11 protein-coding genes are annotated in these 12,357 nt (G+C 45.4%); 5 read left to right on the top strand and 6 right to left on the bottom strand.

Going from position 1 to position 12,357, the window contains the following annotated elements:
• The first annotated feature begins 3 nt into the window (after positions 1 to 3).
• Positions 4 to 1,854: an ABC transporter ATP-binding protein gene (locus R7Z50_RS07450; RefSeq protein ID WP_054578587.1), complete on the top strand. Its 1,851-nt coding sequence runs from the start codon at positions 4 to 6 to the stop codon at positions 1,852 to 1,854.
• 591 nt (positions 1,855 to 2,445) lie between these two features.
• Positions 2,446 to 3,153, top strand: a complete 708-nt coding sequence (locus R7Z50_RS07445; RefSeq protein WP_005374596.1) for a DUF445 domain-containing protein — start codon at positions 2,446 to 2,448, stop codon at positions 3,151 to 3,153.
• Positions 3,154 to 3,256: 103 nt separating this feature from the next.
• On the opposite strand, the gene R7Z50_RS07440 is transcribed toward R7Z50_RS07445, so the two are convergent.
• Positions 3,257 to 3,733 (bottom strand): Lrp/AsnC family transcriptional regulator, encoded by a 477-nt coding sequence (locus tag R7Z50_RS07440; protein WP_005374595.1) that lies wholly within the window; start codon positions 3,731 to 3,733, stop codon positions 3,257 to 3,259.
• 292 nt (positions 3,734 to 4,025) lie between these two features.
• Positions 4,026 to 4,274 (bottom strand): hypothetical protein, encoded by a 249-nt coding sequence (locus R7Z50_RS07435; protein ID WP_005374593.1) that lies wholly within the window; start codon positions 4,272 to 4,274, stop codon positions 4,026 to 4,028.
• 358 nt (positions 4,275 to 4,632) lie between these two features.
• Between R7Z50_RS07435 and R7Z50_RS07430 the strand changes: the two genes are divergently transcribed.
• Together R7Z50_RS07430 and R7Z50_RS07425 are read left to right on the top strand one after the other, a co-directional pair.
• Positions 4,633 to 5,166 (top strand): GNAT family N-acetyltransferase, encoded by a 534-nt coding sequence (locus R7Z50_RS07430; protein WP_085569453.1) that lies wholly within the window; start codon positions 4,633 to 4,635, stop codon positions 5,164 to 5,166.
• 18 nt (positions 5,167 to 5,184) lie between these two features.
• Complete coding sequence (locus tag R7Z50_RS07425; protein WP_213905563.1) at positions 5,185 to 5,619, top strand: hypothetical protein; 435 nt, start codon at positions 5,185 to 5,187, stop codon at positions 5,617 to 5,619.
• Positions 5,620 to 5,710: 91 nt separating this feature from the next.
• On the opposite strand, the gene R7Z50_RS07420 is transcribed toward R7Z50_RS07425, so the two are convergent.
• Complete coding sequence (locus R7Z50_RS07420; RefSeq protein ID WP_005374587.1) at positions 5,711 to 5,950, bottom strand: RNA recognition motif domain-containing protein; 240 nt, start codon at positions 5,948 to 5,950, stop codon at positions 5,711 to 5,713.
• Between the two features lie 148 nt (positions 5,951 to 6,098).
• Between R7Z50_RS07420 and R7Z50_RS07415 the strand changes: the two genes are divergently transcribed.
• Positions 6,099 to 6,632: a GNAT family N-acetyltransferase gene (locus tag R7Z50_RS07415; protein WP_213905564.1), complete on the top strand. Its 534-nt coding sequence runs from the start codon at positions 6,099 to 6,101 to the stop codon at positions 6,630 to 6,632.
• Positions 6,633 to 6,756: 124 nt separating this feature from the next.
• Here the strand turns inward: R7Z50_RS07415 and putP are convergent, their stop codons facing one another.
• The 3 genes from putP to putA all read right to left on the bottom strand — a co-directional run bounded on the left by putP (position 6,757) and on the right by putA (position 12,237).
• Positions 6,757 to 8,250: a sodium/proline symporter PutP gene (gene putP / locus R7Z50_RS07410; RefSeq protein WP_005374582.1), complete on the bottom strand. Its 1,494-nt coding sequence runs from the start codon at positions 8,248 to 8,250 to the stop codon at positions 6,757 to 6,759.
• Positions 8,251 to 8,386: 136 nt separating this feature from the next.
• Entirely contained in the window at positions 8,387 to 9,094 is a 708-nt protein-coding gene (locus R7Z50_RS07405; RefSeq protein WP_318148984.1) for a 1-pyrroline-5-carboxylate dehydrogenase, read from the bottom strand.
• 11 nt (positions 9,095 to 9,105) lie between these two features.
• Positions 9,106 to 12,237: a bifunctional proline dehydrogenase/L-glutamate gamma-semialdehyde dehydrogenase PutA gene (putA, locus tag R7Z50_RS07400; protein ID WP_203345533.1), complete on the bottom strand. Its 3,132-nt coding sequence runs from the start codon at positions 12,235 to 12,237 to the stop codon at positions 9,106 to 9,108.
• Positions 12,238 to 12,357 lie beyond the last annotated feature (120 nt).

The following is a 12,357-nucleotide window of genomic DNA, read 5'->3' as shown; positions in this document are numbered from 1 at the left end:
GTTATGTTTAAACGATTTGAAGGCTTTACAGAGCCGTTCCCCAAATCTACACCGGATCAGCCTCCTTCAGGGATGTTCGCTTTTCTGCGTTATTACACTCGTGGTTATGAAAAGCCTTTGATCATCATGTCTTTGATGGCCACAATTGTGGCTGTTGTTGAGGTAATGTTGTTTGGCGCGATGGGACAATTGGTTGATTGGTTGTCTACCAGCAATCCAGAAACGTTCTTACAAGACAACAAATCGGATTTGATTTTCTACGGAGCCTTATTGCTGGTTGTCATGCCTATATTGGTGATCTTGTACTCGTTGCTCGTTCATCAAACGTTATTGGGCAACTACCCAATGTCTATCCGCTGGCTTGCACACCGGTATTTGCTCAATCAAAGCTTGAACTTCTATCAAGATGATTTTGCAGGTCGAGTCGCAACGAAAGTCATGCAAACCTCATTAGCTGTGCGCGAAACCGTAATGAAAGCTATGGATGTGTTTGTTTACGTTACGGTTTACTTCACCAGCATGATCATTATGTTAGCGACGGCAGACTGGCGTTTGATGATCCCAATGATCGTCTGGTTACTCGCTTACATCGCTATCCAAATCTATTTTGTCCCTAAGCTCAAAGACGTCGCTTCAGCGCAGGCCGATGCACGTTCGACAATGACAGGGCGCATCGTCGACAGTTATACCAATATTCAAACCGTCAAACTGTTTTCTCATAGCCAGCGCGAAACCCAATATGCCGAGCAAGGCATGAAAGGATTTTTGAATACGGTCTATCGTCAAATGCGCCTAGTGACCGGCTTCGACGTCGCTGTAGAGATCTCAAACTATATTTTGGTGTTTTCCGTTGCTGCTTTATCGATTTACCTGTGGTTGGATAGTGCCATTAGCGTTGGCGCGATTGCGATTGCTGTTAGTCTTGCATTGCGCGTAAACGGTATGTCGATGTGGATAATGTGGGAAGTTGGCGCCCTCTTTGAAAACATGGGAACCGTTGTCGATGGAATGAAAACGCTCTCTAAGCCTATTGATATTAAAGATAAACCAGGTGCAAAAGACTTAGTAGTCACTGAAGGTGGCATTCACTTTGATAACGTCAGCTTCCATTACGGTGAGAACAAAGGCGTAATTAGCCATCTCGATCTCAACATCAAACCAGGAGAGAAAGTAGGCTTGGTTGGGCGCTCCGGCGCCGGAAAATCGACTTTGGTGAACTTGTTACTTCGTTTCCACGATGTCGAAGACGGCAGCATTAAGATCGATGGACAGAACATCTCAGAAGTCACACAAGACTCTTTGCGTTCAAAGATCGGTATGGTGACCCAAGATACTTCTCTGCTACACCGTTCAATTCGAGACAATATTTTGTATGGCAATCCAGATGCGACAGAAGAAGATTTGCTGAAAGCCACTAAGCAAGCGCATGCCCATGAGTTTATCGAAACTCTGACCGACCCATTTGGTAATGCCGGATACGATGCGCAAGTTGGTGAACGTGGTGTAAAACTGTCTGGCGGCCAACGTCAGCGTATCGCAATATCTCGTGTGCTACTCAAAGACGCACCATTGCTGGTACTGGATGAAGCCACATCGGCTCTGGATTCAGAAGTCGAAGCAGCGATTCAGGAAAGCTTGAATGAATTAATGCAAGGGAAAACGGTTATTGCTATCGCTCACCGATTATCGACCATCGCACAAATGGATCGCCTCATCGTGCTAGATAAAGGCAGCATCGTTGAACAAGGTTCTCATCAAGAACTCATTGCGAATAACGGCATTTACGCCCAGCTTTGGGCGCATCAAACTGGCGGATTTATCGCTGAAGAACTAGACAATCAACACGCTTCTTAACGAGTGATAAGCTCAATAAAAACGGCGCTTTAAGCGCCGTTTTTTATTTAAATCCATGGCTAGATGCTCATATAGCCATTGTGGTTTCTCATATATGAAACACTCTCCATGATAAAGCTCACACTTTTTCTGCTAATATACCGCCTCGTTGCGTATCCATTGCAATGAACACAATACAGAGTATTGAGCCGTCTTCATTTGTCATTTCACTTTTTGAGAAACAGCTATACTCAATAGATGGCTTAGTTATTATATTAACAATAAGGTAATTAGCTTATGTGTAAATGTGGTTCAATGCAGATCGTACAACTCAAACCAAGTTGGGCTGACAAGCTATTTGGCTACTCAGAAAGATGGAAATGCCAACTTTGTTGTAAGATCTACCGCATCTAAAATTAAAAATAGAATCTTAGTTTTTCTAAGAAAAAGCAGTGGCCCGACAATGATTGTCGGGTTTTGTTTTTCCGAGCATTCATTTTTTTCCCTTCGCTACAAGACTACTCATCACGGCAAAACCTAGCATCTTAATGTGACTTAGGTATAGAATCAGGCCCACTTATTCTTTCCGATATTCATATATAACTGGTCACTATGAACAAAAGTTTGCTAACGAATGTCCTCGCTATCGCTTTGATGGCTGGAGGTCATCAATTACAAAACGACTATCTTTGGTATGCGGGGCTATTTGCGTTCTCAGGCGCCATCACCAACTGGCTTGCCATCCATATGCTGTTTGAGAAAGTGCCTGGATTATACGGTTCTGGCGTGATCCCCGCGCGATTTGAAGAGTTTAAACTGGCTATCAAAAACCTGATGATGGAACAGTTTTTTACTGAAGCGAACATTGACCGATTCTTGAATAAAGAAATGGCGGGCGGTGTGAACATCGATCTTCAACCAGTAATTGAGAAAGTAGATTTAAATCCAGCATTTGATTCCCTAGTGGAAGTAATTGAAGGCTCTCAGTTTGGTGGCATGCTAGCGATGTTTGGCGGCTCGGAAGCGCTACAACCCATGCGCCAACCTTTCGTCGAAAAGATGCAAGAATCCATCATTGAGTTGAGCAAGAGCGATAACATCAAAGAAGCACTGAAAGAGCAATTCGAATCTCCTGCAATGATGGATGAGATAAAGCAGAACATTGAAGGTATCATCGATCAACGTTTAAGCGAATTAACACCGGCATTAGTTAAAGAAATGGTGCAAAAGATGATCAAAGAACACCTTGGCTGGCTAGTCGTTTGGGGCGGTGTTTTTGGTGGTTTAATTGGCGTTATCAGTACCTTTATCGGGGCATAATCGCTCACCGATTTATTAAAAAAGGAGCTTCGGCTCCTTTTTTAATCGAGAAAAAGTAATATACCAAGCCACGCTAAATAAGGAGGCTCAACACATGCCTCGCCTAACCAAGGAGCTCGGGATTAACACCAAATCCCGTTTTATGTTCTTCTATGACCACTTCACTACGAGTTTGAATCACGCCCGGAAGCGTGCCTAACTTACTCGACATAAACTCCTGATACGCTTTCATGCTCTTAACACGAACTTTTATCATGGTATCGAAATCTCCAGAGAGCGAGTAGCACTCTTCAATTTCAGGCATCAATTCCACCGCTTTCGCAAACTTTTCAAAAATAGAAAAACTGGTTTGGTCTAAACGAATATGGATGAATACTTGCACATCCAGCCCCAACTTTTCCGCATTCAACTCTGCATGGTAACCATTGATATACCCTTCTTTTTCTAGCCGCTTTACACGGTCAGAACATGGAGAAGTCGTTAAGTTAATCAGCTTTGCTAGTTCTACAACCGGAATTCTGCCTCTCGAATGAAGCACTCTCAAAATATGTAAATCAATCCGGTCCAATTGATAACTCATTAACCCGCTTCCTTGTAACCACTTAGAAAGCATCACATTAATCGTTGCTCAAACAATTGCAAACCATCAAATGCACAGCATGTGAAATTCAGCAGAGAATAACCAGAAAACAACGAAGGAGGGAAAGAGCTATGATTATTGCCGCTCACTTAGTAACCGTGATATGAAGAGAAAAAGCAACCTAGCGGCTCCCGCGGAGTCGCAAATTTGAAAGCGCATGACACGCCTGTATAGATATGTCGTTCGGGCAACACTGCCCTATTTAGCCATTAATCATGGCTATCACTCAGAATTAGAGTGCGGCCGATGTATGCCGTGTAGGATGTGGAACAACCTCTCCAATTGCACGATGATTACAACAACGGCAGTAGTATTGAGGCTCCATCTCGTAATAATGTTCACCTGATACAAATTTCGCCATCAGCTGTGTAAAACTCACCATTTTGCCTGTTAACGAGTCAACAGACTGAGGCTCGCAACGCTTCATAATCACTTTATGTTGCGTTGATTTTCTACAAGCTGCGCAATATATATCCGGCATTTCTCTTCTCCCTACTTTTTCGTCCTACTGACAATTGACATATTTTGTTCAAAATAATTCCACAATTAAAAAGCTCCTTTAATTTTTTGTGCCCTATCTTCAAAAAATTGAACGAAAGTATCAAAAAACTGAGACATTGGTCAGACCTCAACTTTTGTACCATCAATATGAGCAAACGTGCTTATGTGTGTAATAATACGACACATTACACATAAGCAATTGTTCGGGCTTATTATTTAGTAAGGCGCATGACAACTACACGCCTGGCTAGATCGAGCTTTCGAGACGCCTTGTTATCTCGATTTACCCCGCAAACCAGTTGCTAGCAGCTATAGCCGTCTCATCAAGGAAGAAATGCATGACGATACAACCGATTCTCACTACCGAAAGACTCGTCCTCCGGCCATTCAATATCGATGACTGCCAACAAGTGGCTTTACTCGCTGGAGATAAGCGAATTGCCGACATGACAGCAAACATCCCTCATCCTTATGAGCGACCGATGGCGCAAGCATGGATAGATAGGCACGATCCGATGTATCAGCAGCATCAAGGCGTGGCGTACGCTATTACCTTGCGAAACACTGGGGAGTTACTTGGTGCAGTGAGTTTACCGCGTATCGAAGAGGGCTACGGTACATTAGGCTACTGGGTTGGCGTGCCACATTGGGGGAAAGGCTATGCATTCGAGGCCTCCAAAGCCTTACTCGAATTTGCTCGAATGCACTTTGAGTTAAACGGAATAACCGTGATGCATTTGGTGGACAATCAGCGTTCTAAATCGGTGATCCAAAAACTAAATATCCCTTACATCGGTGACAAAACATTGCGCATGCAAGGCAAAGAACGAAAGGTTTGTGTCTACCAACTCACGTTCGTCGCTTCTGAATAAAGTCGAGGAATATGTCGGATGATCATCCATGAAACTTCACAAAATCTGCCCAAGAACAACCCTTTCTTGCTAGGAACTGTATTGTTGTCGCTGTTCTATTTTTCCTACCTAGCAGACAAGATCGTCGAGTTTGGACTCGTAGCACTCACAATAATAGGATTGAAACTGCTCTCAACGTACTTCACGCGCCGCGCGTTCAATCCTAAAACGCTAGATATCGAGGCAAGCACCAACACCTTGAAGTACCGCCAGGGCTCAACGGTTTACTTCCGTCTACCTCTTGATGACATTGTCAAAGTCCAAATACAGAAAGAGTTCTTCTCTAGCAAAAGTTTGATGCTCTACACAGTCAACGACGCTTACCAAGTGCCGAATTCAGACAATTTCGATTCTCTACAGTTAAAGGATTTAATGAAACAACTTGAAGAGAGAATTGATGATCAATCTCGCTAAAACGAAAAGAGAAGACATTCTAGAATGTTGCCAATTTGGTCTCTAAATAGAAAGACAAAAAAGCCAGCAATAACGCTGGCTTTTCTCTGTGTTAGTCTTGCGCGACTTTCACGCGAATTTTGCTTTTTTCTACGTTCGTCAAATTCAGTGCTTCAAGAGCAGAAATGGCTTCTGCTTCGTCCGGCATGATGACAAAACCGAAGCCTTTCGACAAACCCGTGTCTTGATCAAGCACTAGCGAACACAGTTCTACTTTGCCGTACGCTGAGAATAATTTGCGGATATCTTGCTCGGTCATGTGACGAGCCAAGTTTCTTACTAAAAGTTTCATAATGAACCTAGTTGGTTTGATAACGGTTCGATTCTCTCAGTTTCTCTCTGGCAAACCAAGTGAATAATATGACGGCGTTGACTAGATCATTCTAAGTACATCTGTTTAAATGATTTTCCGTTCATTTTTCACCCATAGGAGAGTCGGCATGGAAACGAAACGTCTCAAACTCATCCCTGCTTGTTTAGAACGAGCCGAAGAGGCGCATCAAGCTGTCGTTCGCAGCCAAAAGACTCTCGAAGTCTATCTGCCGTGGGTGCCTCATGTGCTGACATTAGAAGCGATGATAGAAGGGACAGAGAAAGCCATCGCAAACTTTGAAAACTTCGAAGAAGAGCTGCGTTACTACATCATTGAAAAGGAAAGCGATCTCTTACTGGGTGCGGTCGGCTTGATGATTCGAGATCCCGACGTACCATCCTTTGAGATAGGTTATTGGTTAGATAATGCTGCCGTTGGCAATGGTTATGTTGCCGAGGCTGTGCTCGAAGTTGAGCGCTATGCGTTTGATGACTTGGGCGCCAAGAGAATCGCAATTCATGCTGATAGCACCAACCAAAAGAGCCGGGCTGTAGCCGAGCGCTGTGGTTATGAGTTCGAAGGAGAGCTCAGAAACGAACGTCTTACCACATCGGGAGAGCTGAGTAACACCGTTATTTACGCCAAAATTCGTCGCGACTAACACTCCAATCTAACCGAGCAATGCTAAGCTTTGATCTCAAGCTACCACCATTAACGTTAATTACGTTTCAGATAAAACAAAGCCCGCTAAAATAGCGGGCTTTGTGTTCATATACGGGAAGTTACTAGTCTAGTTCAACCAGTTTTTTCTCGAACGACTGGTGTTGGTCTAACACGTCTTGCGCAGCACCGCCCGTTGCTTTACTTACCACAATGATAGCAAGCGTAGAGAAGATGATGCCCGGTACGATTTCGTACACATCAAACCAACCGCCAGTTAGCTGCTTCCAAACTACGATAGTGATACCACCAACAAGAATACCTGCTAACGCGCCGTTACGGTTCATACCGCTCCAGTAAAGGCTAAGTACAACCGCAGGACCAAATGCCGCACCAAAGCCAGCCCAAGCGTAAGATACAAGACCAAGTACTGAGCTATCAGGCGTCATCGCTAGGAATAGCGCAACAAGCGAAATAACGATAACACCGATACGACCAATCATTACGATTTCTTCAGAAGACGCTTCTGGCTTGAATACTTGCTTGTAGAAGTCTTCTGCAAGCGCTGAAGATGAAACAAGGAGCTGTGAGTCAGCGGTACTCATTACCGCCGCTAGGATTGCTGCTAACAACATACCCGCAACGACAGGGTGGAATACTGCGTTAACCAATAGCATGAAGATCTTCTCACCGTCTTCTAGTTGAGTACCCGGATGACCCGTAACCCAAACCAGACCAACAAGACCAACAAGCATTGCACCGACCATAGATAGTGCCGTCCAAATCACTGCGATACGACGTGCAGTCGTTAGATCTTTGTTTGAACGAGACGCTTTAAAACGCGCTAGGATGTGTGGCTGACCAAAGTAACCAAGGCCCCACGCCGCTAGAGAGATAATAGCAATCGCAGATAATGGTTCGCCTTTCGCGTCATTCCATAGCGTTGCAAGTTCTGGGTTGATGTCATGTAGATCAGAACTTAGCTGCCCTAAACCACCGTCCATTACCGCTATAGGAACAATCATTAGCGCAGCCGCCATTAGCAGACCTTGCACTAAGTCAGTCCAAGATACCGCTAGGAAACCACCGAATAGTGTGTAAGAAACGACACACACCGTACCGATGATAACAGCGTAGGTATAATCTAGACCGAATACCGTCTCAAACAGTTTGCCCCCTGCGACCAAACCTGAGCTGGTGTAGAAAAGGAAAAATAGAAGAATGAAAAACGCAGAGATTGTCTGAATCAGTTTCGACTTATCGTTGAAGCGACGTGACAGGAACTCTGGCAACGTTAGCGCGTCAGTTTGGATACTGTAGGTACGGAGGCGTTTTGCACTGATGAGCCAGTTTGCCCATGTACCAAGAAGTAGACCGCCGGCTAACCAGAAGGCCTCGATACCCGCAGCGTACGCATAGCCAGGCAAGCCTAGCAGCAACCAACCACTCATGTCTGAAGCACCTGCAGATAATGCAGCAGGCCACGGACCTAGGCTACGGCCACCTAGGAAGTAGTCAGATGAATTGGAAGTCCTCTTATACGCGTAAACGCCAATAGCAACCATAATCAGTAAATACGCCACAAAAGTGGACGTGATAGCAAAGCTATTTTCTATCATTAGATAGTCCTCGTTATAATTATTTCCTTCCTTGCCTGCCCTGATATTTTACCGTCTCAGCAATACATCAGAGTATAAAAAACCAATCTGGACCGACTCTCAGTCCAGTTACTCCAGATTGGCATTACAAGTCAGGTTAGTGAGTTTCGTTCCCCAACTCGAGTAGAGTTGCGTTACCACCCACCGCGGTAATATTTATCGTTCGAGTGCGCTCAGTAATGAAGCGCAACGAGAGATGAGGATCATGAGCCAATTTCGGTGACTCTAAATCCGTTTCAGAAACTAAGCCGACGATTGCACCGTCACGCTTAGCTAGTTGAAGATTGAGCGCATGCTCAATCTGTGAACGCCCAACATAACCCACACTACGTACATCGCTCTCAAGCAACGGGGCAGACGCATCGTACGCAACAACCTGGACTAAGTTAGATGGGAAGTTTGCCAACACTACAGCTTGCTTAACCAATTGGTTTAGCTCTGCATTGTCACTGCAAACGACCACACTGTTGCCTGCAATTAAGGCACAGGTGATCATCGCAAAAGCACTGTATAACGCATTATCAGCAGGCTCGATGTTGTTTTCACAAATCACCAAAGCCACACCGCGTCCTGCGGCATACAGTTCGTTAGTTTCCCCTGTAGGGCCAACTAACTGGTGAGTTTCTGCAAGAAGAGCAGATGCTTGTTGCAAGTGGTAAGAAACCACTTTGGCAACGGTAGACTGCTGCCCTTCTAGTGCAGATTTAAATGCCAGAACATGCTCGCATTTGTAATCAAAATCAGTCAGATTCCACTGCTCCCACGCAGAGAATGCATCTTTAAAATAGGTGATCTGATGAACCATAATGCGACTCCTTATGCGTTTTCTGCTTGAGCAAGAAGATGTTGAGTAAAGCGGAATAGGTAGTGTGGACCACCAGCTTTCGGGCCAGTACCCGACAAGCCTTGACCACCAAACGGCTGTACACCAACCACAGCGCCAACTTGGTCTCGGTTGATATAGCAGTTACCTACTCGTGCATGTTTCTCAATCCAACGGTACGTGGTTTCGTTACGGCTATGGATACCCATCGTCAAGCCAAAACCCGTTCTGTTGATCTGCGCAACCACGTTCGGTAATTCAGACGCTTTAAAGCGAACAATGTGCAAGATTGGACCAAATTGTTCTTCTTTCAGCACATCGATGCCCGAGATTTCAAACGCACTTGGTGAGACAAAGTCACCATGCTGGCACGATTCATCCAGCTGTAGCTGAGCGACTTTAGTCTGTGTTTTGCTCATTTGCTCAAGGTGAGCGAGGAGTTTTTGTTTTGCATTGCTGTCGATAACCGGACCAACATCCGTTTTGTGTAGGTAAGGTAAACCAACATGCAGCTCATTCATCGCACCTTGAATCAGGTTGATCATACGGTCTGCTACATCTTCTTGTACAAATAGAACACGAAGGGCAGAACAACGCTGACCAGCAGATGCAAACGCCGAACGAATCACATCACGCACCACCTGCTCTGGCAATGCAGTACTGTCCACAATCATTGCGTTTTGGCCACCTGTTTCCGCAATAAACGGAACTGGTTTCGCGCTGCGCTCCGCGAGCGTGACGTTAATGCGTTGCGCCGTTGCCGTTGAGCCAGTGAATGCCACACCAGCAATAGCATCATGAGAAGTCAGTGCATGACCGATCTCAGCGCCGCGACCAGTAAGTAACTGAATCACACCTGCAGGGAAGCCAGCATCAAGCATTAGTTCAATAGCGCGAGCGGCAATTAAGCTTGTTTGCTCAGCAGGTTTTGCAACCACTGTGTTACCCGCAATCAGTGCTGCCGTCACCTGACCAAGGAAGATAGCCAACGGGAAGTTCCAAGGGCTAATACACACAAACACACCAAGACCTTCACGGCTAGAAATGCGTTTCACACCATCAAAGCCTTCTAGCTCAAATGGCTGTAGGTTTTGCGCTTGTTTCGCGTAAAAACGACAGAAATCCACCGCTTCACGAACTTCATCAATGCTATCGTGAATCGTTTTACCCGCTTCTTTGTGGCAAATCGCCACCAGCTCAGCTAGGTTTTCTTCCATTAAGTCAGCAAGCTTTTCTAAACAAGCCGCTTTTTGCTCAACAGGAACGGTTTTCCAATCAGAGAAAGCAGTTTGCGCCGCATCAATTGCAGCGGAAACGTGATCAAGAGTTGCAAATGCCACTTTGCCGACTTCAATTCGGCGATCGTATGGTGCGGTGATGATCTCAGCCGCATTTTCCTTGATCATGCTTTCGGCAAAGCGTTCACCATTGATCATCGGGCCTGCAACCCACTGGTTGTCCATGAAGCTTTCGACCTGAGCTTCAAATGGCTTCGCTTCACTGTCGATGTCGATGTTGACGCCATATGAGTTCTTACGCTCAGGGAAAATGTCGGCAGGCAATGGAATTTTGTCGTTGTGTAGCGTGTCAAAACCCGTCAACACATCCACAGGGTGATGGGTCAACTCATAAATCGGACAACGCGCATCAACTAGACGGTGTACAAACGAGCTGTTCGCACCATTTTCAAGCAGACGACGAACCAAGTACGGAAGAAGATCAGCATGGCTACCGACAGGAGCATAAATACGTACTGGCTGACCGTACATTTTCATAACATGGTTATAAAGTGAATCACCCATACCATGCAGGCGCTGGAACTCGTATTCTTTGTGCTCCGCCATGACAGCAATTGCCGTAACTGTGTGAGCATTGTGGCTTGCAAATTGTGGGTAGATATTACCGCGAACACCTTCGCTAAGTAGGAAACGAGCACAAGCTAAGTATGCAACGTCCGTCGCTTCTTTGCGAGTGTATACTGGGTAATTTGCATAACCCGCTTGTTGAGACCACTTGATTTCGCTGTCCCAGTACGCGCCTTTAACCAAACGCAGAGGAATAACGTCACCTTGCTCTTTTGCGAGTGCATTTAGCCACACCAAGACTGGTAGCGCACGTTTTGAGTAGGCTTGAATAACCAAACCAAACTTGCCCCAACCTTTCACAAGATCGCTACGGTACACTTTCTCAAATAGCTTCAGAGAAAGCTCAAGGCGATCCGCTTCTTCTGCATCGATTGTGATTGCAACGTCGACTTCAATAGCACGTTTTAGTAGTTGCATTAGTGAGTCATACAACTCTGTCATTACACGTTCTTCATTTGCGACTTCGTAGCGCGGATGTAATGCAGAAAGCTTGATGGAAATCGAAGGCGCAGGGCTGGTGTCGTTACCGTAAGTCTCGCGACCCACCGCTTCGATCGCCATTAGGTAATCTTTGAAGTACTTGTTCGCGTCCGCTGTAGTTAACGCCGCCTCACCTAACATATCAAATGAGTAGGTGAAACCTTTGTCGCGCATTGGACGACCGTTCTTTTGCGCTTCTTCGATCGTACGACCACGAACAAACTGGTGACCCATGATCTTCATTGCCTGATACATGGCTTTACGAATCACAGGCTCAGAGAATTTATTTACCAGACGGTTTACAGCCTGACCTGGGCTCTGGGTGCCTTGCTCACCAAGACCAACCACTTTACCTGTTAGCATAAGGCCCCATGTTGATGCGTTAACAAACACAGAGTCAGAGTTCTTCAGGTGAGATTTCCAGTCTGCGACACTCAACTTATCTTTAATCAAAGAATCTGCTGTCGCGGCATCTGGGATGCGCATTAATGCTTCTGCAAGACACATCAGCAAGATACCTTCTTGAGTATCTAAGCTGTATTCTAGCAATAAAGCATCAATCATCTGGATTGACTTCTTATCGGCACGAATGGCTTCGATAAGGTGGGTCGTTTGGGTAGTGATCGCCGATTTTTCATCCTCTGTCGGCGTCGCTAGTGGCAATAGTTGCTCTAGCCATTGAGACTCGTCCACCATATATAATGGCGAGATCAGTGACCACAACTTATCAAGCGGCTGCCCGATAAATTCCGGTGTCAACACGTTCGTAGCTGTAAACATGTGTGTTCCTCAATCTCACTCCTCGAAAACCGCTTCGAGGATTATCAATGGCTGGCAGTGTATTTTGAGGCCGATAAGAATACTTGTCAAAAACTACGACATTTTTGCCAAAAACTCGCT

Source organism: Vibrio sp. 1249-1 (genome assembly GCF_033340495.1).
This window is presented reverse-complemented; position numbering and strand designations above follow the sequence as displayed.